At 57.9% G+C, this 24308-nt stretch carries 18 protein-coding genes and 7 pseudogenes; 17 read left to right on the top strand and 8 right to left on the bottom strand.

From position 1 onward, the window contains the following. Positions 1–14: 14 nt before the first annotated feature. Positions 15–1544: a SulP family inorganic anion transporter gene (locus QFZ91_RS27140; protein ID WP_429569013.1), complete on the top strand. Its 1530-nt coding sequence runs from the start codon at positions 15–17 to the stop codon at positions 1542–1544. Between the two features lie 112 nt (positions 1545–1656). Here QFZ91_RS27140 and QFZ91_RS27145 read toward each other — a convergent pair. The 3 genes and pseudogenes from QFZ91_RS27145 to QFZ91_RS27155 all read right to left on the bottom strand — a co-directional run. Then, positions 1657–1948 (bottom strand): annotated as a pseudogene (locus tag QFZ91_RS27145) (integrase); the annotation flags it as partial. A 195-nt stretch (positions 1949–2143) separates the two neighbouring features. Next, positions 2144–3696 (bottom strand): IS3 family transposase gene (locus tag QFZ91_RS27150; RefSeq protein WP_429568996.1). Its coding sequence is split into 2 segments (ribosomal slippage): positions 2144–3234 and positions 3234–3696, totalling 1554 coding nucleotides; the frame shifts between segments, so codons are not numbered across the junction. 130 nt (positions 3697–3826) lie between these two features. Next, positions 3827–3955, bottom strand: a pseudogene (locus QFZ91_RS27155) (IS6 family transposase); the annotation flags it as partial. Between the two features lie 35 nt (positions 3956–3990). Between QFZ91_RS27155 and QFZ91_RS27160 the strand changes: the two are divergent. From QFZ91_RS27160 to QFZ91_RS27175, 4 genes and pseudogenes are all read left to right on the top strand, one after another. After that, positions 3991–4557: a hypothetical protein gene (locus QFZ91_RS27160; RefSeq protein WP_429569014.1), complete on the top strand. Its 567-nt coding sequence runs from the start codon at positions 3991–3993 to the stop codon at positions 4555–4557. A gap of 7 nt (positions 4558–4564) precedes the next feature. Continuing rightward, positions 4565–4990 carry an HlyD family efflux transporter periplasmic adaptor subunit gene (locus tag QFZ91_RS27165; protein ID WP_429569015.1) on the top strand — a complete coding sequence of 142 codons (426 nt, stop codon included), beginning with the start codon at positions 4565–4567 and terminating at the stop codon, positions 4988–4990. Between the two features lie 257 nt (positions 4991–5247). Further along, positions 5248–5652: pseudogene (locus tag QFZ91_RS27170) on the top strand (TolC family protein); the annotation flags it as partial. A gap of 82 nt (positions 5653–5734) precedes the next feature. Beyond that, positions 5735–6421, top strand: a complete 687-nt coding sequence (locus QFZ91_RS27175) for a TolC family protein (protein ID WP_429569016.1) — start codon at positions 5735–5737, stop codon at positions 6419–6421. Positions 6422–6834: 413 nt separating this feature from the next. Here the strand turns inward: QFZ91_RS27175 and QFZ91_RS27180 are convergent, their stop codons facing one another. Next, on the bottom strand, positions 6835–7266 hold the full coding sequence (locus QFZ91_RS27180) for a thioesterase domain-containing protein (RefSeq protein WP_429569017.1): 432 nt from the start codon (positions 7264–7266) through the stop codon (positions 6835–6837). A gap of 38 nt (positions 7267–7304) precedes the next feature. After that, a pseudogene (locus tag QFZ91_RS27185) lies at positions 7305–7646 on the bottom strand (phosphopantetheine-binding protein); the annotation flags it as partial. A gap of 86 nt (positions 7647–7732) precedes the next feature. On the opposite strand from QFZ91_RS27185, the gene tnpA (QFZ91_RS27190) reads away from it, so the two are divergent. From tnpA (QFZ91_RS27190) to QFZ91_RS27205, 4 genes are all read left to right on the top strand, one after another. After that, complete coding sequence (gene tnpA / locus QFZ91_RS27190) at positions 7733–8197, top strand: IS66-like element accessory protein TnpA (protein ID WP_429569018.1); 465 nt, start codon at positions 7733–7735, stop codon at positions 8195–8197. Continuing rightward, the gene (gene tnpB / locus QFZ91_RS27195) at positions 8197–8550 is read left to right on the top strand and encodes an IS66 family insertion sequence element accessory protein TnpB (RefSeq protein ID WP_429569019.1); all 354 of its coding nucleotides are present in this window, start codon (positions 8197–8199) and stop codon (positions 8548–8550) included. Before tnpA (QFZ91_RS27190) ends, tnpB (QFZ91_RS27195) begins: the two co-directional genes overlap by 1 nt. Before the next feature lie 89 nt (positions 8551–8639). Then, on the top strand, positions 8640–10214 hold the full coding sequence (gene tnpC, locus QFZ91_RS27200) for an IS66 family transposase (RefSeq protein WP_429569020.1): 1575 nt from the start codon (positions 8640–8642) through the stop codon (positions 10212–10214). A gap of 132 nt (positions 10215–10346) precedes the next feature. After that, entirely contained in the window at positions 10347–10949 is a 603-nt protein-coding gene (locus QFZ91_RS27205) for a plasmid pRiA4b ORF-3 family protein (RefSeq protein ID WP_429569021.1), read from the top strand. Here QFZ91_RS27205 and QFZ91_RS27210 read toward each other — a convergent pair. Both QFZ91_RS27210 and QFZ91_RS27215 read right to left on the bottom strand, forming a co-directional pair. Further along, positions 10942–12078, bottom strand: a pseudogene (locus QFZ91_RS27210) (AMP-binding protein); the annotation flags it as partial. The gene QFZ91_RS27205 and the pseudogene QFZ91_RS27210 sit on opposite strands and share 8 nt — an antisense overlap. A gap of 202 nt (positions 12079–12280) precedes the next feature. Continuing rightward, a pseudogene (locus QFZ91_RS27215) lies at positions 12281–12508 on the bottom strand (IS66 family transposase); the annotation flags it as partial. 64 nt (positions 12509–12572) lie between these two features. On the opposite strand from QFZ91_RS27215, the gene tnpA (QFZ91_RS27220) reads away from it, so the two are divergent. The 8 genes and pseudogenes from tnpA (QFZ91_RS27220) (at position 12573) to QFZ91_RS27255 (ending at position 22451) form a co-directional block, all read left to right on the top strand. Then, a complete protein-coding gene (gene tnpA / locus QFZ91_RS27220) occupies positions 12573–13007 on the top strand; it encodes an IS66-like element accessory protein TnpA (RefSeq protein WP_429569022.1) in 435 nt (144 codons plus the stop codon). After that, on the top strand, positions 13004–13348 hold the full coding sequence (gene tnpB, locus QFZ91_RS27225; protein ID WP_429568717.1) for an IS66 family insertion sequence element accessory protein TnpB: 345 nt from the start codon (positions 13004–13006) through the stop codon (positions 13346–13348). Before tnpA (QFZ91_RS27220) ends, tnpB (QFZ91_RS27225) begins: the two co-directional genes overlap by 4 nt. Positions 13349–13378: 30 nt before the next feature. Continuing rightward, positions 13379–14947, top strand: coding sequence for an IS66 family transposase (tnpC, locus tag QFZ91_RS27230; protein WP_429568745.1), 1569 nt, complete (start codon positions 13379–13381; stop codon positions 14945–14947). Between the two features lie 829 nt (positions 14948–15776). Continuing rightward, a pseudogene (locus tag QFZ91_RS27235) lies at positions 15777–16736 on the top strand (IS5 family transposase). 219 nt (positions 16737–16955) lie between these two features. Then, on the top strand, positions 16956–18644 hold the full coding sequence (locus QFZ91_RS27240; protein WP_429569023.1) for an FAD-dependent oxidoreductase: 1689 nt from the start codon (positions 16956–16958) through the stop codon (positions 18642–18644). Between the two features lie 36 nt (positions 18645–18680). Then, positions 18681–20024, top strand: a complete 1344-nt coding sequence (locus tag QFZ91_RS27245) for an amidase family protein (RefSeq protein WP_429569024.1) — start codon at positions 18681–18683, stop codon at positions 20022–20024. An 82-nt stretch (positions 20025–20106) separates the two neighbouring features. Further along, a complete protein-coding gene (locus tag QFZ91_RS27250) occupies positions 20107–21474 on the top strand; it encodes a carboxyl transferase domain-containing protein (protein WP_176369956.1) in 1368 nt (455 codons plus the stop codon). A 581-nt stretch (positions 21475–22055) separates the two neighbouring features. Continuing rightward, positions 22056–22451: an SDR family NAD(P)-dependent oxidoreductase gene (locus tag QFZ91_RS27255; RefSeq protein ID WP_429569025.1), complete on the top strand. Its 396-nt coding sequence runs from the start codon at positions 22056–22058 to the stop codon at positions 22449–22451. Between the two features lie 912 nt (positions 22452–23363). Here the strand turns inward: QFZ91_RS27255 and QFZ91_RS27260 are convergent. Next, positions 23364–24182 carry an IclR family transcriptional regulator gene (locus tag QFZ91_RS27260; RefSeq protein ID WP_176369955.1) on the bottom strand — a complete coding sequence of 273 codons (819 nt, stop codon included), beginning with the start codon at positions 24180–24182 and terminating at the stop codon, positions 23364–23366. Between the last annotated feature and the right edge of the window lie 126 nt (positions 24183–24308).

A 24308-nucleotide genomic window follows, 5' to 3' on the forward strand; every position in this document is an offset into this window, starting at 1 on the left:
TTTTCGCTTCTGTCATGACTTCGAGAGCTTTCCCGTCTGCGCTTCTACGTGACCTCACTGCTGGCGCTGTAGTCTTTCTCGTCGCGCTTCCGTTGTGTCTCGGCATTGCAGAAGCCTCCGGCGCAGAGCCACTAGCCGGGCTGGTGTCTGGCATCGTTGGTGGCATCGTCGTTGCCTTGCTCAGCGGATCGTCCCTCAGTGTGAGCGGCCCCGCCGCGGGCCTCGTCGTGATCGTCGTCGACGGCATCGGACGTCTCGGTAGTTTCTCTGCATTCCTTATTGCGTTGCTGCTCTCGGGTGTCATCCAGTTCGGCTTCGGCACGCTTCGGGCCGGGCGGCTCGCCTCGTATGTGCCCACACCCGTCATCAAGGGAATGCTCGCCGCCATCGGCCTGCTGCTGATCATCAAACAGATCCCACTCGCAGTCGGTCTGACGTCGGGTGGCAACACCGAATCGTTGGCAGGCGCGCTTGCATCCATCTCGCCCATCGTCTGTACTGTCGCCGCCATCTCGCTCGCCATCCTTGCGGCCTGGGACACGCATACATTGAGACGCTTCGCGCTAGTGCGGTTCGTGCCCGCGCCGCTTGTCGTCGTAGTTGCGGGCGTAAGCGCGACGCTGGTTTGCGGCGCGCTAGGCGCCACGCTCGCGTTGCCGCCTGAGCACCGCGTAGCGTTGCCGGTCATCAAATCGTTCGCGGCGCTCGGCGACGCCTTGCATTTCCCTGAGTTCGGGCTGAGCTTCGCGCGCCTTGTGGATCCGGAAATATGGATCGTCGCCTTGACGCTTGCCGTTGTCGCCAGTCTAGAAACGCTCCTGAGCCTCGAAGCCGTCGAGCAGATCGACCCGCAGCGTCGCGCCGCACCACCGAACCGCGAACTCAAAGCGCAAGGCGTCGGCAATATGGTGGCAGGTGTCATTGGGGGATTGCCCATCACATCCGTCATCGTCCGCAGTTCGGCCAACGTCCACGCCGGCGCGCGAAGCCGGCTCTCCGCAATCGTGCACGGCGTGCTGCTCCTCGTCAGCATGTTCGCGCTCACGGATGCGATCAACCTGATTCCGCTCGCGAGTCTGGCCGCCATTCTCATTCAAACCGGCCTCAAGCTCGCCAGACCGTCGCTGTTCATTACGCTCGCGAAACAGGGAGCGGCATCGTTCACTCCCTTCATTGTAACGATCGCCGGGGTGCTCGCCATCGATCTGCTCACCGGGATTGTCCTCGGCGTGCTGTGCAGCGCCGCGCTCGCGTTGTGGGCGAATCTGCATCGGCCTATTGCCCTCGCGCGACACGACGACCATTTCCTGCTCTCGTTTCGCAAGGATGTGTCGTTTCTCGGCAAGGTGGCGCTCAAGGAGATGCTAGCGCATATCCCGGATCGGGCGACCCTCATCGTCGACACAACTCGCGCCGACTTCATCGACCACGACGTGCGCGAACTGCTAGACCGTTTCATTGCCGAGGCGCCACTGCGGTCGATCGCGGTGGAGGTGCGAGACGCCGCTAAGGTGCTACCTCCTGCAACGCGCTCAGGCGTCTGACCGCACGCCAACAGTGGATGCGATCCATGACGAACGGGCCTAGGAGGCCCGTTCGTCATTGCGAGAAAACTGGCACTAACGCGTCCGAAAGTTGCGATGGGAAGCGAATTTTCGCATGCACGTAGCGCTGCTCGATCAGCCAGCGAAACATTGCACCCGGAACTGATAGTGCATAGGCGATGGAATTCGGCGACAGCTCGCCTGTCAACGTCCGCCATTCGGGCGATGATCGCGGTCGTGCAGGCGCCCCCTCCCAAAGCGCGGGAAGTGGGATGGCGCAGAAACTCACGATAACCGGTCGCATCCTCGCTCGTGAGCGAAGATAGCGCTTTACCGCGCTCGACGATCGCCCACAGCAGTAGTCACTCGGCCTCCCGGCGATAGACGGACTGAGGCGTTGTCACATTAAGGTATTTAGTTAGCAGTACTTCGATAAACAGAGCTTTCCTCAGGAGCAGGACGGATTTTGGTTAAGGTCCGTAAAACGATGCCAGGCGGCAAAGCGCTCGCCGAGATGTTTTCGGTAGAGCGACGCACGCGGTAGATGTCATTTGAGGGCGAAGGGTTTCGGTGTTCGTCAACGTAGTTGTCATGTCACTTCACGCGCACTGCTTTAATTCGACCGGCGGCATCCGCTCCGGATTGAGCCAGACTTCATCCTTCAATTCCCAATTGCGAGTCGAGCGGGACCAACGCTGCGGATTGCGCGCCTTGGCCTGAGCGTACAAGACTTCCCGTTGTGCCAGCACCGCAGTGGCGACGCCGCTATGACGCTGCGCCGGCGTGACGAATTTCAGGCCGCTGTGTTTATGCTCGTGGTTGTACCAACGCACGAACTGCTGCGTCCAGGCGCGCGCCTCGTCAAGGCTCGCGAACGCTTTACGCGGATAGTCGGGCCTGTACTTGCATGTGCGGAACAGCGCCTCGGCGTACGGGTTGTCGTTGCTCACACGCGGTCGGCTGAACGAAGCCACCACGCCCAGGTTTTCCAGCGTGGCTAGCATCGTCGCACCCTTCATCGCACTGCCATTGTCCGAGTGCAGCACCAGCGGACGTCCCGCCAAGCCCTCGGCCAAACTCGTGCGCCGCATCAGCAACGACGCAAGTTCTGCAGATTCCGCTTCCTGGACTTCGTGACCGACGATCTTGCGGCTAAACACATCGAGCACCATGTACCAGTAGTAGAACTTGCCCTTGATCGCCGCCGGTAACCAGGTGATGTCCCACGACCACAGCTGATTCGGTGCTGTCGCACAATGGCTGGTGGGCATACGTGACGAAGGCTGCCGTGCCCGACCTCGGCGGTGCTGCTGCGAGGCACTTCGCAGCACACGGTAAAAGCTCGATTCCGACGCGAGGTACACGCCGCGCTCGGCCAGGCTCGGCACGAGCTGGCTGGGCGGCAAGCTGGCGAACTCAGCGCTATTGGCCACCTCCAGAATCTGTTGCCGTTCGGCCTCGCTCAGCCTGTTGCGCGGCGCCGGCCGCTCGGTCGTGGTCCGACCATCAGCGCGCTCCGCCTCGCCATCACGGACCCAGCGCTGGAACGTGCGCAGGCTCAGGCCCAGCTCCTTGCAAGCCTTCTCCAACCGGCTGCCCGACTGCACCGCCTCGCGAATCAACGATATACACATCAGGCGATCCGGGACGTTGATCAATCGTCCTCTTTGTCCCCCCAGACCGCCTGGGCTTTTTTTCTGAGAATCAGCAGCGCCGCCGCTTCCGCCAGAGCCTTCTCCTTGCGCTGCAATTCCTTCTCGAGCTGCTTGATGCGCTGCTTGTCCTCTTTGGACTGGTGACGCTGCTCGCGCGCCTGCTCGGCAGCATTCGCGTTGGCGGCCTGGCAGGCAGCCCGCCACGCAGCGATCTGCTCGGGGTATAGACCTTTGCGACGACAATACTCGGCCAGCTCCGCTGCGTTGAGCGGGGCGGCTTCCAGCACTACGGCAAACTTGTCTTCCGAAGACCATCCTTCGGGGTTCTTCCCGTCGCCCGGCACTGCCAGCCCTTGTCCTTTCGCCTGTCGGCGCCACGTGTACAACGTCTGTTCGGTAATCCCCGTTTCTCGTGCTAGCGCCGACACCGGCGCATTCTCCGGCGGCATCATGCGACGCACGAGGGCTTCTTTTCTTTCTTCTGGGTAGGCTTTCATTCATCCCGATTCTACCGCCCCCGGACCATGTCTAAGAATCAAACAACATGACATCTATTCTGACGCCGGGGGGTTTTGTCAAGTTGACGGGAGTAGATTGCCTTTGTCGAGGGAAGCATAGTTATCCCTATCAGACGGCTTTCCCGGATGCAGTAGGGACAGTCCAGCCATGCCATGTGGCGAAACGTTCCTGGAGCACGGCACGATGATATGCGGCGTTCATCTGACGTCTGGGCAGCGCGAAATGCTGCCGGATCGGCTGATCAGTGTGACCCCGCTATTGAGGTCGCTCGCATGCGAGCATTGCATGTGACGGAAGGTCAGACGGTTCACGCTGACGACGTCCTCGTTGGACTCGATTCGGGCACTGTGGACAGCGACCGAGAAAAGGCCTCCGGCGATGCAGCGATAGCAGCATCGCAAGCTGCCGGTGCACGCGCTTTGATCGCGGCGATTGACAGCGATCGGCCGCCTGTCCTAGCGCGGAATTCGGGCGTTGCGCGTGAGCGCTGGGTTGAAACTGAACAGAACTTGCAAGGGCAATACCATGTCGCAAAACGGCGTCGACTGGAGGGCGAGATCAGCCAGGCCGAAGCGGCGCTTCCGTTGGCGCTGGAGCGCGAGCGGAACTACGCGCAGTTGTCGAAAGAAAACGATGTGTCACGCGATGCGTATCTCAAGAAGAAGCAGGAGCGTATCGACCTCCAAACGCAGCCTATTGACGCTCGAAACCAGCGAGCGGTTTTGATTGCGGAAACACGCAAGACGGCGCTCGATGCGCTGGACGACGAGCAGCGGGTGCTCAATGATGCTGCACGCGCCGAAGCGCAAGGCGACCTCCTGAAACTGGTTGCGCTGTGAACGTACTGTGCAGCAACTGGCTGTACATACTGTCGGCGGAGTGCTCCAGGCGGCTCAGCCCTTGATGAAGATAGTTCCCACCAAGAGTGAGGTAGAGGTCGAAGCCTTTATTGAAAATAAGGATGTCGGTTTCATCAGGGAGGGGCAAAGCGCGGTTGTCAAGATCGATGCCTTCGAATACATAAAATGCGGCACTGTTGCTGCGCGTCTGACCCATGTTTCGCACGACGCTATCAAGGATGAGAAGCGAGGGCTGATTTATTCCGTGAGGGTGACGCTGGACCGATCGACGATGGAAATTGATGGCCGATCCGTTGCCCTGACGCCTGGTATGGGCGTAAGTGTCGAAATCAAAACCGGAACGCGACGCGTCATTGAATACCTGTTGTCTCCGCTTATTCAGGAATCCCGGGAGAGCTTTCATGAGCGGTAAGAGAACGAGCAGCCGGCTGAGGGGAATAGTGGTTCTGCTTGGTTTATTCGTCGGCGCACGCGCCCATAGCTCCGGCGTACCGGACCTTCTGGAAGACCCGTTGTTGACCCGGCCGCCCTTGCTCAATCATGGTACCGATTTACAAGGCGAAACGCCGGCGGTTACATGTCCCACCGCCATCGATCTCGCGCAGCCGCTGACGTTAGCCCGCGCAATCGACATCGGTTTATGCAACAACCCACAGTTCGTTTGCTGCAATCAAAACGCAAGCTGCGGCGGTCGGCGAAGCACGCGCGTCCTATCTTCCAACGCTGTCGGCAGCTGTATCGCCGCTACGTACCCGGACACAGTACCCTGACTTGCCTACTTCTAACTCAACCGCAAATGGGCACACCCTGAGTGCGGGCGTAAGTTGGCGATTGTTCGACTTTGGCGCGCGCGCTGCGAGCCGCGAAGCTGCAAACCGTTCATTGCAGGCCGCTCTGGCTAGCCACGACGCGACGATTCAAAAGGTGATGTCGAACATCGTGGAGGCTTACTCCGATGCACAGACGGCTCGGGCGACGCTAGCGGCGCGCGCCGAATCTACCGCGATGGCTCAACGAACCTATGAGGCCGTTGAACGCCGGCAGCGGATGGGCGTGGCTGCGCAAAGCGATAGATTGCAAGCCGTCACGGCCCTTGCCAAGGCTGAACTCGCCCAACAGCAGGCTACCGCGGACGATCGGGCATCGAGTGGATGCTTTGCTCTATTATCTCGGGATAGCTCCTTCAACCGAACCAAGGCTCGCAGGATTGGAAAACGCGGGGACACCGCATGTTGTGGAAGACCTAAATTACTGGCTCGAGGATACTGCCACGCGCCATCCAGCGATTATCGCGGCTCGCGAGCGGTGGAAAGCTGCACAGGCGGAGGTGAAGGTCGCACGGGCCGAAGGCCTACCGACTATCGACCTCGTGGGCAACTTTTATCAAAACGGCTACCCGAACCAAGGGCTGCAGGCGATTCGCAGCAACACAACAGCTGTGGGTATCACTCTGACGATTCCGCTGTTTGATGGGTTCTCAAATACATACAAGGTGAGAAGAGCGCAGGCGCAGGCCGAACAAAGCGAGTCCCAACTCCACGATACGGATCAGCAAGTTTTGACGGACGTGATTAGGGCTCGTGCGGAGGCCGTCGGCGCGGCAGGAAAATTGCAAGCCGCGGAAGAGTTGCTTCGAGCGGCCCGCTCTGCGGTCGCGTCTTCGCAGCGGCGCTACGACAAGGGCGCTGCCGATATCCTTGAGTTGCTGTCGGTGCAGTCTGCACTTGCGGACGCGCAGTTAGAGCGAGTTCGCGGTGTTGCCGAATGGGAGTCGGACCGCTTAAAGCTGCTCGCGGCGGCCGGCGCCCTTGATCGGAGTGAGATTGGAGATCATGCGTTCTAGCGGGACATTTTTCCGGCCGGCCTCAATCTGGCTGGGCAAGATCATTCACGGACGACTATTTAAGAGTTCCGACTAAGGCCGTTGAGATCGCCCGACCCAGAACTTCGCGGTTCTCCCGGACATCCATCATAGTCACGTGGTCGCCTGGAATTGGCACGGCATGAATGGCCTCTGCACTTAAAATTCGGTCCCAACCCCGCAAAGGCGAAATTGCTTCTGGACCTAGTGGAGTTTTTCGAGAACGAGTCCGACTGCTAAAAGGCTGGGCCGCATAGAATTGGTGTATCTCAACTGGAAGGGACGGAACTTGATACCAGCCCAGCGCCCGTTGGAACTGCGTGGCCCTTTCATACGTCAGAATATCATTGTGGAGATCACGATCCAGCGGGATCGCCCCAATTTTCTGAGCCTTTTCAAGCAGTCGGTAAATTGAACTTTGTCCAGCGAAGCTGGTTGAGGATTTCGAACTTCTCGTCATTCAATTCGAGAGACTCCAACACTACTTCTTTTATCATTTGGGTGGATGATGTCCTTGATGGATCTGCAAATAACACAACGTCAATTAGGCTGATGAAGGAAACAGCTTCGTTGAGGTTTAGTAGCTGCTGCGCAATTGCATAAGCCAAGATTCCTCCTGACGAATATCCAGACAACCGATATGGACCTCGCGGCTGGATCTCGCGAATCGCCAAGCTCGCTTGCGAGGCCACCTCCTGAAGACTTGGAAATTGAAATGCACTGAATTGCGGCCATGGCAAAGCGTAGACAGAACAGTCGACGGCCATTTCCTGCACCAAACTGGGGACATAAGAGCAATCGCCCAAACCAGTAGGAACAAAGAACACCGTTGGCCGCGATCCGATTTCTCGAACACAAATCGCTCTCACAAGCTGTGCTGTGGTGCGAAACGAACTTTCGATGCAACTTCCTTCAGAAGGGGAGCTTGGAAGAGGTCGGCGGCGCTGAACTTGAGCCCGAGATCGACTGCGCGACTGAGCAGTTGCACCGCTAAGAGCGAGTGGCCGCCGAGCTCGAAGAAGTTGTCGTGGCGTCCGACCCGCTCCAGCCCTAGAAGCTCGGCCCAGATCTCTGCCAGCGCCGTTTCGACTGCGCCCTGCGGCGCCTCATAGGTCGTCCGCGCATACGCATCGTCAGCCGGCGCGGGCAGTGCCTTGCGGTCGAGCTTGCCGTTCACCGTCAGCGGCAACTCCGATAGCCGCATGAACGTAAGCGCGCGAATTCCCACACCTAGCTTCCGATGCTGAGAAGGCACACGATTGCGTCCGCAACCCAATTTTGCGGACGCAATCCATGACAGACGATGACCTGAGCTTTTTACCCTTGCGCGTGACCCGTGTTGGTGTCGGCGGCAAGCGAAGCTTCGACCGAGCGGACAAGCGACGACTAGTGGAAGCCTGTCTGCGGCCAGGCGCCTCGCTATCGGGCCTCGCCCTTAAGGCTGGGGTGAACGCCAACCAGTTGCATAAGTGGGTTCAGGCGCATGATCAGGGCCGGCCCTCAATCGTCCGTGACACGCCTGTCGCATCGTCAGCGTTTGTTCCAGTGGTCGCGATCGACGAACCTGCAACGGTCATGGCATCTGTGCCCGCGTCGCACCACAGCACCAGAGCAGCGTCATCCTGCGTTTCGCCGCGCTCAACACGACTGGCACGGTTGTCGGCTCACCTGCCCAACGGCGTTAAGCTTGAGCTCGAATGTTCGACAGACCACGTGGCAATCGTAAATGCGATGGTCGTCGCATTGGGAGCGCGCTGATGTTCCGTTTCGAGGCTGACCTTAGGGTCTTCCTGCATCGCGAACCGATCGACTTCCGCGCAGGTATTAACAGCCTCGTGACGCTGGTCGAGCAGTCGATGCTGCTGGATCCGTTTGAGCGCGCCGTGTTTGCCTTCCACAACCGCAGACGCAACCGGATCAAGCTGCTGTTCTACGAGCGGGCCGGATTCTGGTTAATGTTGCGACGTCTTGAGCAGGACCACTTCGTGTGGCCACGCCGGCAGCAGGCCGTGATTGAACCGACGACCGAGCAGTTGCAATGGCTGCTGGAAGGCATCGACGTTGACGCAGTCCGTCGCCATCCGGCCCGGCGATACCGTCACGCGAGCTGAACGCCAGGCGTGACCCGTCATGACGGCTGGCCGCACCGTTACAAATTCGCGTAAACCCACCGGGCGTCGCGTTGCTCTATCCTGGGAGCATGAACGAGGACGACTTCGCCCGATTGCCGCCGGCCGCCCAGGCCTATATCCGTGAACTCGAGGCACGCAACCAGCAGCTGGGCGAACGGATTACCCAGCTCGAGGAGCAGTTCCGTCTCGCGCAGAGCAGGCGCTTCGCGCCCAGCAGCGAGAAGCTGCGCGATCGTTTGTTCGACGAGGCCGAGCAGACCGGCGTCGCTGAACCCAATGATGCTGAGAATGCCGAGGCCCCGTTTGCACTGCCTGATACCGGCCTGCCGGATGTACCCGACCCGGCACCGGGCAGACCAGGGCGCAAGCCATTACCGGCGCACCTGTCACGTCAGCGCATTGAATATGACCTGCCTGAAGAGCAGAAGGTCTGCCCGTGCTGCGCAAACGCGCTTCACCGCATGGGCGAAGAGGTCAGCGAACAGTTGCATATCGAGGTCAAGGCGTCGGTGTTGCAGCACGTGCGTTTCAGGTACGCGTGTCGCCACTGCGAGCGCCATGCCGAACGTACCCCGGTGATCACCGCGTCGATGCCGGCTCAGCCACTGCCGGGCAGCAATGCGAGCGCCGCGATGATCGCCACCGTCACCGCAGGCAAGTATGTCGATGGCACGCCGCTGTACCGGATGGCTCACGCACTCGCGCGAGCGGACATTGAGGTCGGTCGCGGTACGCTGGCGAACTGGATCATCCGGCCGGCGCAACTGCACTACAGCCGTTTATATGACGCCCTGCGCACAACGCTGCTGTCGCAGCAGTTGATCCACGGTGACGAGACCACGGTGCAGGTGCTCAAGGAGCCCGGCAAGACAGCGCAGAGCACCTCATACATGTGGGTCTACCGCAGTGCCGAAGACAGCCCGGAGCCAGTCGTACTGTTCGACTATCAGCCAGGGCGCGGGCAGCAATACCCTCAGGCATTCCTCGCAGGCTACGAGGGGTTGCTGATGACGGACGGATACGCCGCCTGGCGCACGCTCGAGGGTCCGACGCACTTCGGTTGCCTGGCGCATGCACGGCGGGCATTCGTAGACGCACTGAAGGGCATGAAGAAACCCGGTGGTCGCGCCGCGCAGGCGCTGGAATACCTCAAGGCGTTATATCAGGTCGAGACGCTGGCCAAAGCAGATCTGCCCGAAGGCGAGACACGCGTCGACTACACGTACCGGCTGCGTCAGCAGCACAGCGTCGCGCTGCTTGCATCCTTCAGGACGTGGCTCGACGAAATGGCTCCGCAGGTCCTGCCAGAGAGCCTGCTGGGAAAGGCGGTTGCCTACACGCGCAACCAGTGGATGTATCTGAGCCGCTACGTGGACGACGGGCGCGCCGCAGTGGACAATAACGTCATTGAGCGCGACATCAGGCCATTCTGCACGGGGCGCGCAGACACGGTCGCCGGCGCAAAGGCAAGCGCAATGATCTATAGCCTGATGCTCACCTGTCGTGCCTGCGACGTCGAGCCTTACGCCTACCTCGTGCATGTGCTCACCGAACTGCCACAGCGTCCGCCCGACGCCGACATCGCCGATCTTCTGCCATTCAACTTCGCGAGGCGTCGGACAGCGACAGACGACGCCGTCTGATCCAACATGCGCTGCGCTTCAGACGCGCGCCATCATCGATCGGCCCGTGCCCCGATGGCCCTGCGGTACGCTCCGCTACACGAGCGATAATGAGCGTCTGTTTACCTGTCATCCAGTTCGCTGACCAGTTCAATGCCCAAGTCCTACACCCTCTACACGCTTTACGCGCAGATCCGAGACATTGAGCCGCCCGTCTGGCGGCGAATCCGGGTCGACGGAAATATCACGCTACGCAAGCTGCATCACATTCTCCAGGCGGCCTTCGGATGGACCGATGCCCATCTGCATGAATTCGAGGTTGAAGGGCGAACATACGCGATGGGCGACAACGAGAACATGCTCGACCTGTTCGAAGAAGACCCGGAAATGATGGACGACCGCAAGGCGCGCCTGCACAGACTCGTCTTCCAGGGAGCGCAATTCCAGTATCGATATGACTTCGGTGACGGCTGGCATCACGATATCCGCGTAGAAGAGGCTGCGCGCATTGACCAGGAGCCCTACAGCGAAGCATGGATCCTCGCGGGGCAACGGGCGTGTCCTCCGGAAGATGTTGGTGGCACGCACGGATATGACGAGATGCTGCGTGTGCTAAGCCAGGAGCCGGACAGTGACGAAGCACACGACTACAGAACCTGGGCGGGCGAGGACTTCGACCCCGAACTGTTTGATCGCAGGGCGGGCAATTCCAGACTGTCGCGCAGACTGTTGTTTCGGTCGGGCCATAAGCGTTGACAATTGATGCCGGGGCCAGACTTTGGATGAGTTCAGCTTTCGGCAGCTCTCCAGCAAGAATGAGAACTTGCGAAGCCAAACATTCCAGATTCTTGCTTGTCTGCAGCAATGCTGGGGGTAACGTCGCATGCGTGATTTCTTCGCTTCGGAGATAAGCCGATAGCTTGTTACTCGCTTGACGTATCTCGTCCGCAGGCAAGTGTAATGCGGCTCCAGAGCCAAACGCCATAAGAAGCTCCCAAGCGCTTGCATCAAACCCAACGGACGCAAACTGGGCCACTCGGCTGTTGGAAGAAGCGCCAAAAAGACCGACCTGTCCCAACACCAGATTGACCAACCCCCGATGCTGGACCATGACGCCCTTTGGGTTTCCGGTTGAGCCCGAGGTGTAGATTACATAGGCGAGATGGCGGGACGTGAGGCCGAGCGTGCGCGGCTCCGGGTCCGAAGGCGGCCGCTCGCCCCAGACCGAGGTGGCACTATCCAGATCGACAACGCTGACATCGGCCACAGTCTCGGCGCCCAATGCGGTTCGACCGGCGGCATCGCAAAGCAGCAGTTGCGGCGCGGCATCGTCGACAATCTTCCGCAGCCGCGCCGACGGATAAGCCGGATCGAGCGGCAAATAGGCCGCCCCCGCCTTCAGGATCGCCAAAACACCAACCACCATTGCCAGGCCGCGTTCCAAGCAGATCGCCACCAGCTGGTCCGGCTTGACCCCGAGGGAGATCAGATAATGCGCTAGCCGGTTGGCCCGCGAGTTGAGTTCGCCATAGCTCAGTCTCTCGTTCTCATGGATCGCAGCCAACGCCTCCGGCGCCTTTTGCACCTGCGCCTCGAACAGCCCATGGATGAACCGCTCCGACAGATAAGGCCTCGCGGTCCGATTCAACTCCTCCAGTAGATACGTGCGTTCGTCGTCCGGGAGAATGTTGATGCGGCCGACCGGCTTCCCCGCATCGGCCATCACACCATCTAACAAAGTCTGCAAATGCTGTGTCATGCGGCCGATCTGCCTCGGCGCTAATCGACTGGCATCAAAATGCCAGCGGAAGCGCCCATCTAGAGCGCAAACTTCAAAGGTCAGCAAATCGCCGCATAGGGCCCGGCCAGCTCCGTGACTCGTCATCAGATCGCCAACCACCGAAGAGCTCTCTGTCGTGAGAGTGATGCCAATCGGCCAGGGGCGATGCGAGCGCAGCGCCTCCACACCTCGCAAGACGGGACAACGCGCGATAATATCCCGGGCAAAGCTACCGTGCGCCCTCAACTGAGCGAATTCGGCCGCTACAGTTTCGAGCACCCCTTCAAAATCATTAGCAAGCTCAATGGCCACTGTCGGAGCCGGCGAATAAAAAATTCTTCCGCCCCAGGCTTACACAACGCAGCGCATTTTCCGCGATGTTGTTGTCGATCTCCAGCGTGCCGTCTTCGCAATACAACGTCAGTGCGCTCCACTGGTTCAGCGTGTAATTGATCGCCTTGGCCGTATCGGACTTCGACGACAGCGTTTCGAGCTTTGCCCTGAGCCACGCTTCGTAGATCTGAAGCAGAGGTCTGGCATTCTCCGTAAGCGGCTCGTGCCGGCCGTTATAGACGGTGGCTGAGGTCGACATCAAAGTGATGTCCATCATTTCCGATCTGATGGGCACCACTTTGACACAGTCTGCAGAGAAGAAGCCAGGTACACGAACGGGGCGCCCGAATTACCCCCGGGAGCTTCGTGAGCGACTGGCAGCGGCAGCTTGCGAGCCTGGCGTATCAGTCTCAAAGCTGGCCCGGGAGAATGGCATCAACGCGAACATGCTGTTCACCTGGCGGCGGCGATATCTGGACGATCAGCAAGCTCGATCTGCCGGGCTCATTCCGGTCGTATTGCTCAGCGACACGCCAACAGAGGTCATTGCATCAGCTCCGGTAGAAGCGCAAGCGCTGGGCGCGAAGCCTGTCTCACCGGTCGGCACGATCGAGATCCGGATCGGTCGTGCGGTGGTTAAAGTGGACGGCCTGGTTGATGCCGATATGTTGCGGATCGTGCTGGGCAGTCTGCGCTCATGATCTCCCTACCGGCAGGCACGCGCATCTGGATCGCTGCTGGCGTCACCGATATGCGATGCGGGTTCCAGGGGTTGGCAGCGAAGGTGCAAACAGCGCTTGAGGAGAATCCTCTGGGCGGCAACGTCTACATCTTCCGGGGCCGTCGCGGCGATCTGATAAAAATTCTCTGGGCCACGGAGGACGGAATCTGGCTTCTCGCGAAGCGGCTTGAACGAGGCCGTTTTATATGGCCCCAGGCCGACGGTGGCAAGGTGCATCTGAGCTCTGCACAGCTGTCGATGCTGCTTGAGGGCATCGACTGGCGACAGCCCCGTCGCACCGCCGCATTATCGATGTTGTAAACCGCGCGGCAGACTCGTAAACTACGGCGCATGTCGAGCGGCGCCGATCTTCCTGACGATGTCGAACTCCTGAAGGCCTTGCTGGTCGAGGCTCGTAGTCTGCTTGCCGAACGCGATGTCGAGATTGAGCAGCTCAAGGCCCAGATCGACAAGCTCAGGCGCATGCAGTTCGGTCGCAAGTCCGAGCAGCTGCAGCGGCAAATCGAGACGCTCGAGACTCAACTCGAGGATCTGGCCGCCGGGCGCGGCGTTGCGGATGTGCAGCGTGCGCAGGCTCGCGGTGCAAATGCGTCCGCCTCGATTGCGAGGACGGACGAAGCATCTTCGAGGCAAGCGCTTCCCGCGCATCTGCCGCGCGAGGATCATGTACTCGGGCCCGAATCGAGTTGCCCGGACTGCGGTCAACCAATGCAGGTGCTCGGCGAGGACGTGTCCGAACAACTCGCCCGGGTCGCAGCTGCGTTCAAGGTCATTCGCACGATCCGGCGCAAACTGGTTTGCCCCTCCTGCAGTACTATCACCCAGCCACCGATGCCCGGCCTGCCGATCGAGCGCAGCATCGCCCATCCGAGCTTGCTGGCAGACATCCTCGTCTCGAAGTATGCAGACCACCAGCCGTTGTACCGGCAATCGGCGATCGCGGCGCGCGACGGCGTGACGCTTGACCGGGCCAGCATGGGCCGATGGGTCGGCCAGTGCGAGGCACTGTGCGCACCGCTAACAGAGGCGCTGCGCCGCTATACCGTGTCCGCCACCAAGCTGCACGCGGATGACACGCCGATCCCGGTGCTCTCACCGGGCAACAGGAAGACCCGCACCGGCCGGCTATGGGTCTACGTGCGCGACGATCATCGCTCCGGCTCGGCGCAACCTGCTTCAGTCTGGTTCGCGTACTCGCCGAACCGGCAAGGCATCCATCCTCAAACCCATCTCGCCAGCTTCAAAGGGATTCTGCAAGCGGACGCTTACGCGGGCTTCGACGAATTGTTCCGCGATGGCTTGATACGCGAGGCGGCATGCCATGCCCACGCGAGGAGAAAGTTCTACGACATCCATGTGCGCACGCCATCTGACACAACACAAAAGGCACTCGAATATATTGGCGGGCTCTATGACATTGAGGCCTCCATTCGCGGCAAGCCCGCCGCCGAACGGCTGCGAATACGGCAGGAGAATGCCAGACCTCTGCTTCAGATCTACGAAGCGTGGCTCAGGGCAAAGCTCGAAACGCTGTCGTCGAAGTCCGATACGGCCAAGGCGATCAACTATACGCTGAACCAGTGGAGCGCACTGACGTTGTATTGCGAAGACGGTACGCTCGAGATCGACAACAACATCGCGGAGAACGCGCTGCGTTGTGTAAGCCTGGGTCGGAAAAATTTTTTATTCGCCGGCTCAGACAGCGGCGGCGAACGCGCAGCCGCGATGTACGCATTGATTGGCACTTGCACACTGAATGACATCGATCCGCGTGCCTACCTCGACTATGTGCTAACCCATATCGCCGGTCACAAAATCAATCGCATCGACGAGCTCCTGCCTTGGCGTGTGGCCGACAAGCTGCACACGCCAGCCAGTTCGCCAAAGCCCTCTACCTGACCGGCAGCTCCAGTTCACCATCATGCTTTACGCGCACCGCGAATGGACGAACGGCCCAGCTGAGCCGCTTACGGTGCGACGATGGCTCCCTCCCTATGTGTAACCTTCGAGCTGCCTGTCGCAACCGGAGGCGATTAGCTGGATTGCCACACCTCGAAGTCATACCGGCAGCGTGGCGCACGACGTGATGCTGATTGCCGTCTAGCAGCGCAACTCATCGAATGGATGACGTACAACGCTCTACCTACATCGACCATCGCACGAGTATCTTCGGGCGCGAACTGCCACCTGCATCCGCTGACCACGCACGTACACTGGCCCCACAGCAATGGTATGGCTCACTCGTTCGTGAAGACGATGTACGTTTCCTCGGGGTTATAGGGCAACTCCACGCCACCAACCCGCAATTGAGTCCGGTCCGAAAGTTTTATGCCCATGGCGCCTCGTCGTCAAGTTAGTCGATATCGTGCACGAGGTAATCTTTTCCAGTCGACACCCTGACGCTCGCCTCGTTGCGACATTGCCTTGATGTCTTCGCAAGCGATGTTTAGGCAACTCGGCGGCGACAAAAAATAGACGACTGGCTGGGACCTCACGATATCTTTTCACAAGCATCAATTTTATTTGTTTGATCCTGAGGTAGACGATTTGCTATCGTGGCATTCATGGATATTAAAGATAAATATCGCTTTGCGCTGACAGACAACGCAGTTGTTGGCAACGAAATATGCAATCTTTACCTCTCTTATCTAAGGAAGGTCTGCAAAAGTCCTGGCGTTGACGTCTCGGTGGACTATCCTGGGAGAATGCAGGTTTAAGGGGTACCTCGATGACACAGCTTGGTCTTGGTCTGGATCTTTCAACGAAACGCACGCGCAAGCGGGAATTTCTCGATGAGATGAGGCGCGTTGTCCCATGGTCGAGGTTGATTGCGTTGATCGAACCGCACTATCCAAGGGGTAAGACTGGAAGGCCGCCGTTTCCTATTGCGACGATGCTGCAGATCCACTTCATGCAGCAGTGGTTTGGTCTGTCAGACCCGGCGATGGAAGAGGCGCTTTATGACGTGCCGCTGTATCGTGAATTTGCTGGGCTGGACGAGGTATGACGCGTTTGCCGGACGAGAGCACGATTCTCCGGTTCCGTCACCTTCTCGAAACGCACGGCCTGGCTGCGCAGATGCTCACGCGGGTCAATGAGATCCTGAGCGAGAAAGGCTTGATGCTGAAGGTGGGGTCGGCGGTCGACGCTACCTTGGTTTCCGCACCCACTTCGACGAAGAACGGCTCTGGTACACGGGAGCCGGAAATGCACCAGACGAAGAAGGGAAATCAATGGTGCTTCGGGATGAAAGCGCACGTCGGCGTGGACGCAGAGTCGGGCCTGGTCCACACGGTCATCGGCACACAGCCGCCAACGTTCAGTTCATGACATCAATGCGGCCGAAGCGCTGTTGCACGGCCAGGAAAAGGATGTGTACGCTGACGCCGGATATCAGGGTATCGAAAAGCGCTGCCAGGTAAGCGCGGTTCGCTGGCATGTCGCGATGCGACCAGGCAGGCGCAGACAACTGGACCTAACCGATCGGCTGGACGCGATATTCGATCAGATTGAACGCCTGAAGGCCGGCATCCGCGCCAAGGTTGAACATCCGTTCCGCGTCCTCAAACAGCAGTTTGGCTATACAAAGGCCCGGTACCGAGGGTTGATCAAGAACACCGCCCAGATCACGACACTATTTGCTCTGGGCAACCTGTGGATGGCATGCAAGGCTTTGTGGAACGCTTGAAACGCTCGCAGATTCAGGCCGCCAATCTCGGCAAACAGCGGTCGTCACGCTTCAAAAGCCAGACGACCAACCTGCCAGCAGACTCTCATGGCTGATACGACGCAAGTGGCAAAACGGCCAACTCTCTGAAAACGAGTTGTGCAGCCTTCCCTAAATCGTAGCGTTACTCTCAGCGATCGTCTTTTCGACGGGTAGAGGTACTCCAAAGGGAGATAATTCATGAAAAACTGCGCCGCATCTTCACACATTGCATCACCGACTATTGACCTATTGTATGACTATGCTCCTTTCCTCGAGATTTGCAAATCAGAAGGAGCAATTGGCTCGTTTTCCCCCAGTGCACAGACGCCGCGGGTTGCAATCGTGGGGGCTGGCATTAGCGGGCTTCTGGCCGCGGCAGAATTGATGCGAGCAGGTGTCACCGATGTCACCGTGTTTGAAGCCCGCGATCGCATCGGAGGCAGAGTATGGTCACAACCTTTTGATCCACGGTACCCGCATCTCATTGCTGAAATGGGTGCAATGAGATTTCCTCCGAGTGCGACCGGCCTTTTTCATTACCTTGACAGGTACGGCATTTCGACGACAGCCTCTTTCCCGGATCCAGGAATGGTCGATACCGAATTGCACTATCGCGGTACTCGCCATATCTGGCGCGCGGGAGACCCGCCGCCCGCATTATTCAGTGTCGTTTACGAAGGCTGGAGAGCCTTTTTGCAGGAAGGATGCGTGATCAACGGTACGTCTCTAGTTGCTCCCGCAAAAATCACCGCAATGTTGAGGTCAGGCCGGTTTGAGGAAGCCCGAGCAGAATGGCAAACGTGGCTCGACGTGTTTCGTGACAGTTCTTTCTATGCAGCCATCGTGGCCATCTTCACTGGATCTCGCCCGCCCGGAGGCATCCGCTGGGAACGGCCTGACGACTTTGAACTATTCGGTTCTTTGGGCATAGGCTCTGGAGGCTTCCTTCCTGTTTATCAGGCGGCATTCACCGAAATACTGCGGCTCGTCATCAATGGCTACATGGACGATCAACGCTTGGTCTCTTGCGGAATTGCTACACTGGCTGAGCGCCTCGCAGCAGAGAAGATCGGAGAATGCACCGTTGCTGACCGGGTTCGCTTCAATGGCGTGGGCCGTATCTACAAAGAAGACGGAAAGATAAGGCTGATGACTGACGCGGACGAAATCATGACCTTTGACCGAGTTATCGTTACCAGCAACACAAGGACAATGCAGATGGTTCACGGCCTGACTGACGACGAGACGTTTCTCAGCCGAGACGTCTCACGGGCCGTTAGAGAAACGCATCTCACTGGGTCATCAAAACTATTCATGCTTACACATGGTAAATTTTGGATCGGTAACGATTTGCCAGTCACAATTCAATCTGACAGTTTTGCGCGCGGGGTATATTGCCTTGACTACGAGCCCGATAGGCCAGACGGTCCAGGTGTAGTTTTGCTTAGCTACACGTGGGAGGACGACGCGCACAAGCTACTAAGTGTCCCCGACAAAAAGCAGCGCTGCGAGCGTTTTGTCGACGCCCTTGCTACATTCAACCCTGAGCTTGCGCGCCACCTGACTCCCGTGGATGACGACTACGAGCATGCCATCCTTCACCATGACTGGTTGACTGATCCCCATTCTTCCGGTGCGTTTAAACTCAACTATCCCGGTGAAGATGTGTACTCACAGCGGCTTTTTTTTCAATTTCAGACGGCAAACGACCTCGCAACGGATACCGGCCTCTATCTGGCTGGATGTGGTTGTTCATTCACCGGTGGTTGGATCGAGGGGGCGGTCCAGACAGCTATCAATAGCGCCTGTGCCGTTATACGCAGTACAGGCGGAGACCTTCTACGGGGCAATCCTCTCGACGAAATACGCAGTGCCTATCACTACTGATATCGCATGCACTGACACCCTATTTTTGGACTCTTTATGTATTCGGAAGACACTCTGGAATCGCTTTGTGATGGTATACGCGATGGTGAAATCTCTGCGGATGACATGCGGAAGCACGCAATTAGCGCCAATGCTAGCCAGCAGAAGCTCAATTGTTTCATTGGTAGTCGCGACCTCGACGCACATTTCGCAAGGCCGAATGATGTGCTGAAATGTGCACCACTCTACGGCATCCCCTTCTCATTGAAAGACAATATTTGTGCTAGCGGGTTTCCAGTAACTGCCGGTACGCCAAGGATGGAAGGATGCATAGCGACACGCGATGCCATTATCGTCCGAAAACTGAAATCCTTGGGCGCTGTCGTCGCCGGTAAGAACAATATGCATGAACTTAGTTTTGGTATCACATCGGTCAATCCGAGGTGGGGAACGGTGGGCAACCCGACGGCTCCGGGATATCTGGCGGGCGGAAGCAGTGGCGGTTGCGCGGCCGCGGTGGCTGCCGGGATTGTTCCGATCGCGATCGGAACTGACACTGGCGGCTCGGTGCGGATACCGGCCGCCTTCTGTGGAATTATCGGCTTCAGGCCCACAAGCGGTCACTGGTCTTCGGCTGGAATCATTCCAGTTTCTCGCACTAAAGATTCACCTGGGCTTTTGACGCGAACGGCGAAGGACGCGTTGATGATATATGAGCTGCTGTCCACCGGTACCCGCCCTCCGGCAAAACAGATGAGTACTCCTTGCCGCATAGGACTTCCGGCGTCCATGTGGAGTAACCTCAATGAAGATGTCCGAAAGCATTGTTGGCATGCGATCACGCGTCTCATCCGCGCGGGGTTCGAGTGCGTTGATCTGGACGACTCGGCTGTTGCTGACTTAAATAGGATTGGAACTTTCACCATTCCCGTTTACGAATTCTTCATGGACTTTCCACGCACATTGCTTTCCTTCGGTTGGGCGAACAGGATAAATGCGATATTCGATAACATCCGTGATGAAGCTGTCCGCAACATCGTCCACAGCAACCTCAGTGCACAGCTGATCTCTGCGGCGGATTATTCTTTTGCGATCCAGAATGTGGGCCTTTTGCGTCAACAAATGAAAAACCTGTTCACCACCCAAGGTGTCGATTTTCTCGCATACCCGACGGTTCCGCGCAGCGTTCCCCACTGTAGCGATGCCGGGCGGCCCGAACTTTTCTCGGAGGTGATACGTAATACCGACTTGGCCAGCAATGCCGCGATGCCCTCGGTTACCCTTCCTGTTGCTCCGGATGGTGCATTGCCCGTTGGTTTGAGCCTTGACGCACCACGAGGTCAGGACCGCCGCCTCTTGACTATGGCAACGTCTGTAGAAGACGTTCTGAATTCGTCGTAACACGACTGCGATCTTCACTGCGAAAGGTTTCATCCGCAGGCAGCAGCAAACGATTCGCACACCGTTTCGGAGGCGGTAGCCAATGCAGATTTCATTGCAAAGAATAAACACTCTCTTTGACGCCGGTAGTTTTGTCGACCATCACCCTGTCGAGAGAAGTCATTTCATCTGCGGCGAAGGGTCTATAAATTCCGTAAGAACGTTTCTGGTCATGAATCGGGGACGAGACTGTGAATTCAGAGGAAGCGGACAGTGGCGCACCGCCACGCAGATTACAAAGACCGTAACGATGGCCCGGGACAGTTGCGCCCCATTGATTTACGTTCAGGACCGTCCCGGAGGGACAGATAGTTTCGATACCACAAAAGTTCTTTCGTCGGACATGTCGAAACTGCTTTTGTCACCAACTGGAATGGGCAGAGTCAGTGCATCCCTCGCGGAGTTGGCCGAGAAGAATTTGCTAATTTCCGCCATACTCGGCCCGACCTCAGGCCCCTTGGCCCTACCATTGATGCTGGCTGACTTGGTGTTGATGACCAAAAAGGGCGCCTTGTGCATGGGTCGCCCCGATATGGTGAAGGCCATGCTGGCTCAGGATTCAGATCTCTATTCGCTAGGTGGAACAGACGTTCACAGCAAGCACTCAGGTTCAGTTCAATTGGTATTCGAAGATGAAACAGACCTATTCGGATGTGTAAGGCAGTTGCTTCACGTCAGCGCCAACCGCGGAGCGAACCGTGGTCTGGGATATGAAGAACCCGAAGCAGCTGATTTCAAGAGCTTGATTCCATCGGATCATCGTACGCCCTATGATATGCATCAGTTGCTGCATTCTTTCGTCGACAAGGACAGCTTCACCGAAATTAGCCCCGAATACGCAAAGGAAGTGTTGACAGGCTACGCGACCATTAAAGGAAGCGCGGTCGCTATCATTGCCAATAATCCCCGCTATAAGGGCGGCGCCATTCACAGGCAATCCGCTACCAAAATAGTCAAAATGGTTGGTGTGGCTGAGAAAGTCAGGATACCGATCATTTTTATTGCTGACATCCCTGGATTTATGATAGGCCGGGAGGCAGAAAATAGTGGGATTTTTTCTGCAGCGGCAGATTTGTTCAGGGCACACGTTCGAAGCAAAGTACCTAAGTTGCTGCTCATTGCAAGAAAAGCGTACACGGGAGGCGTGTATGCTATGTGCGGCCCGGGCTTTAACCCAGTAGCAGTCTTGGCTTATCCGCAGGCTCACATTGGTGTTTTCAGTCCCGATACGATGACAAAAGTCATGCCAGAATTTGATGAGACGACAAGAGACATAATACAGAAGCTGACCGACGAAATCGAAAATCCTGAACTGTTGAAGGCCAGTGGACTGATTACCGACGTCATTGAAGTAGAAGATACCAGGGAGCAGGTTTCGAGATATTTGTTCGCGGAAGCAGGCAGATCTTGAGTCGGATGTTCTGATCGCGGGACAATGCGCGATTCGCCAGACTATTGTGCCCAGGTCGTAGCACTGCCGCGATCAAACTTCTTCCGACTGTTGCCGCGCCACGATCATCCGGCACTGCGTCATGATAACCGGCGATTCGGTGTACGCATGTCACGTTCATCGCGCTAGGCGGGGTCCACGCATTATCAACAAGATTGCGCTGCGTGTCAGGCTCAGCAGGACGATGCCGAGGAAAGATGCGTTTGGCACGCCGACCTGTAACCTCCATAGAGCGACTGCTTTTCTGCCAAGGATTGCAGTTCAGCTGTCAATGCAAAAACCGCTCGCTTTTGAACTGCTCCGATCGGATTGTGTGGCGTCTACACGCGCACGGACTTCACTGTGGCGCCTTTGCGCACGTCGGGCGTGCCTCCCGGATCAGTTCTATCTGAAAAAATGACGTGCACCAAGCCTGCCGCTGAACTAGGGCAGATGTAACCTATACACTATTGTCATTCGCGCTGTGGGACCAAAGTCCTGGACGAGGATGCCGGACGCGCCCGACTTCCGCGTCCGGCCCCGGTGACGAACTCGGCCTTGGTGTGGCAGCAGCAAGAAGTCTTAGAGGTGACAGCCAAGCGATCCGACTCGACGTAACCGATCAGTCCTCGATTATTGCGGCTACCAGGCAGATCGAGAATACTTGGGGACCTGCCAATGAAATGAGAGACGGGGATAAGGTGAGCCGCGCAACCGTTGACGATATCCGCTTGGTCTTCGAGACGAACGTGTTTGGGGTTGTCGCCGTTACGCAGGCGATGCTGCCGCTCCTTCGAAAAGCGCCGGTAGCTCGCATAGTCAACGTTTCGAGCGCAGGTGGTTCCCTCACGCTCAAGGACGGCCCGTCGGATTACTCTAGGCAGTATGTCGGTGTCTATCAGACCTCGAAAACAGCACTCAATGCGATACGCCATCGAGCTGGAGGGAACCGGTATTAAGGTCAATGCAGTCTGTCCAGGGTTCACAGCACTGACTTGAGCAACCACGCACCCGGAGCTGGGTGAGTCGAGGATGCGGCCCGAGAGCCGGTCCGCCTTGCCCTCCTTGACATAAACGGGCCGACCGGCACCTTTTCGAACGCAACGGGTCCGCTTCCCTGGTGAGTTAGTCCACAAAGATGCGATGCCGAGCAGTGTCAGATGCATGCTTCATCCGGGCCCAACGGTGCGGCTTCGTGGGCGCCTTTGCGCTCCAGATAATGTCCGACGCGGCGATTTCGCATGCGCAAGTGAGACAAGCTACGCCGTTGGACCTGACTGTCCCGAGCGAGTCGAGCGGGCTCCAGTCAATTTCAGACACCCTGACTTGTGTTGCGGCAGCTGCCCCGCAATGGAATAGCACCCCTAGCGTCATTGGAAGGCACGCAACGATGAGCTGCTTTGCGAATACCATGCACGCGCTGTGTCTCATGCTAGCCCACGAGCCGAGGTGAGCGCGAACGTCACACTGTCCGCTGCTTGTAGATGGCGTGCTGCGCAAGCCGGCGCCGGTTTTCCCGGCAGTTGGCGGCGGACCCCCACATGACCAGCGTACCCAAGCAGCCGATGATCGACACCACGCGCCACCCGGTCGGTGGCTAACGTTGCGCGCAGGCACTAACCACCATGCGAACAGTGCGACCGGCACGCACCGCTCTTCGGCGAGTTCGTCGATATAAGTACCAGTCACAACCAGCAGATGTTCGCGTCGATGCCCGCGATCAGCGCCGCAGATAAATTACACACGGATGGTCGTGGGCAATTCATCAAAAAACTCTATCGAATATAGAAGCAGCGAGACCGTAAGGTCGTCTTGCTCCTAGAGCGGTTGGCGAGGGGGACCAACCAAAAGGCGCCGATGAAGAGACGCATTTAGCTGCTTCTATCGATATCCACTCCTTCAAGATTTGGGGCATCTTCCAGGACGAATCTGGCGATGCTTGCATCGTATTTCGCGCCCCTGCCCCCCAAGGCAACCGTCGCTCGCTGCGCGCTGAGAAGCAACTCCTTAAGAGCAAGCTTGATCGTAGATGGGGTGTCGAATCTGCCCTTCGGCCCCGATAGAGTCAGAGCGCCTACTAGCTGACCGGTTGAATCGAACACCGGCACCGATGCTGATGTCGTTTCAGGATCGCGTTCACCGTATGAGACCGCGCACAATTGTTCCCGCACCTGATTCCAGCGCGGATCTGACGATTCAGAGAAAGCGAGCAGTACTTTGCCGGAGGCGCCGTTGTCAATCGGGAATTCCTCCCCAATACGTATCGCTACTCTCACGCTTCTCGAAGGCTCCACGCGGTACAGAACCAAGCGCTGGTCACCTTGCCGCACATAGAAAGATGCCGTCTCGCCCAAGTCTCGACTGAGCTGCTGAAGGATCGGTTCCACCACTGGACCGACTTGAAACGACCGCTGGTAAAGCATTGCGAGCCGTAGCGGTTGAGGTCCGATAGAGTACTGACCGTCATTCAACTTCCGGATAAATCCGCCGTGCTCTAAAGCGCCGAGCAACCGCAAGACCGTACTTTTATACAACCCGGCACGGCGCGAAAGCTCGGTTAGCGTCAACTGGTCGTCGGTCGGGCCGAATGCGCTGAGAATAGCAAAAGCTCGGTCAAGAACCGCGACTCCGCTGCTTGTCTTCGATGCGTCGACTGAACGCTGCCCGTCGTCGGGCCCAATGCCAGTCATTTCTTCCCCCTCCGCGTCAATTGCCGTCACTTTACGGTTTCGCTTGACAGAACTCAAGTTTCACTTTGGTATAAGGGTTTACCCTCATTAACGAGCTTACCCCGACCATGTAGAGTTCTCTCACGT

Origin of the sequence: Paraburkholderia sp. JPY419 (genome assembly GCF_050435705.1) — a bacterium.
Taxonomy (GTDB): Bacteria; Pseudomonadota; Gammaproteobacteria; order Burkholderiales; family Burkholderiaceae; genus Paraburkholderia; species Paraburkholderia youngii.

Bases quoted from the DNA above. Each gene is read 5' to 3' on its own strand.
- QFZ91_RS27240 (WP_429569023.1), top strand. From the start codon at position 16,956: ATGAAAAACTGCGCCGCATCTTCACACATTGCATCACCGACTATTGAC.
- tnpC (WP_429569020.1), top strand. From the start codon at position 8,640: ATGAACGAGGACGACTTCGCCCGATTGCCGCCGGCCGCCCAGGCCTAT.
- tnpB (WP_429569019.1), top strand. From the start codon at position 8,197: ATGTTCCGTTTCGAGGCTGACCTTAGGGTCTTCCTGCATCGCGAACCG.
- QFZ91_RS27245 (WP_429569024.1), top strand. From the start codon at position 18,681: ATGTATTCGGAAGACACTCTGGAATCGCTTTGTGATGGTATACGCGAT.
- QFZ91_RS27260 (WP_176369955.1), bottom strand. From the start codon at position 24,182: ATGACTGGCATTGGGCCCGACGACGGGCAGCGTTCAGTCGACGCATCG.
- tnpA (WP_429569018.1), top strand. From the start codon at position 7,733: ATGACAGACGATGACCTGAGCTTTTTACCCTTGCGCGTGACCCGTGTT.
- tnpC (WP_429568745.1), top strand. From the start codon at position 13,379: ATGTCGAGCGGCGCCGATCTTCCTGACGATGTCGAACTCCTGAAGGCC.
- tnpA (WP_429569022.1), top strand. From the start codon at position 12,573: ATGTCCATCATTTCCGATCTGATGGGCACCACTTTGACACAGTCTGCA.
- QFZ91_RS27160 (WP_429569014.1), top strand. From the start codon at position 3,991: ATGCGAGCATTGCATGTGACGGAAGGTCAGACGGTTCACGCTGACGAC.
- QFZ91_RS27205 (WP_429569021.1), top strand. From the start codon at position 10,347: ATGCCCAAGTCCTACACCCTCTACACGCTTTACGCGCAGATCCGAGAC.
- tnpB (WP_429568717.1), top strand. From the start codon at position 13,004: ATGATCTCCCTACCGGCAGGCACGCGCATCTGGATCGCTGCTGGCGTC.
- QFZ91_RS27250 (WP_176369956.1), top strand. From the start codon at position 20,107: ATGCAGATTTCATTGCAAAGAATAAACACTCTCTTTGACGCCGGTAGT.
- QFZ91_RS27140 (WP_429569013.1), top strand. From the start codon at position 15: ATGACTTCGAGAGCTTTCCCGTCTGCGCTTCTACGTGACCTCACTGCT.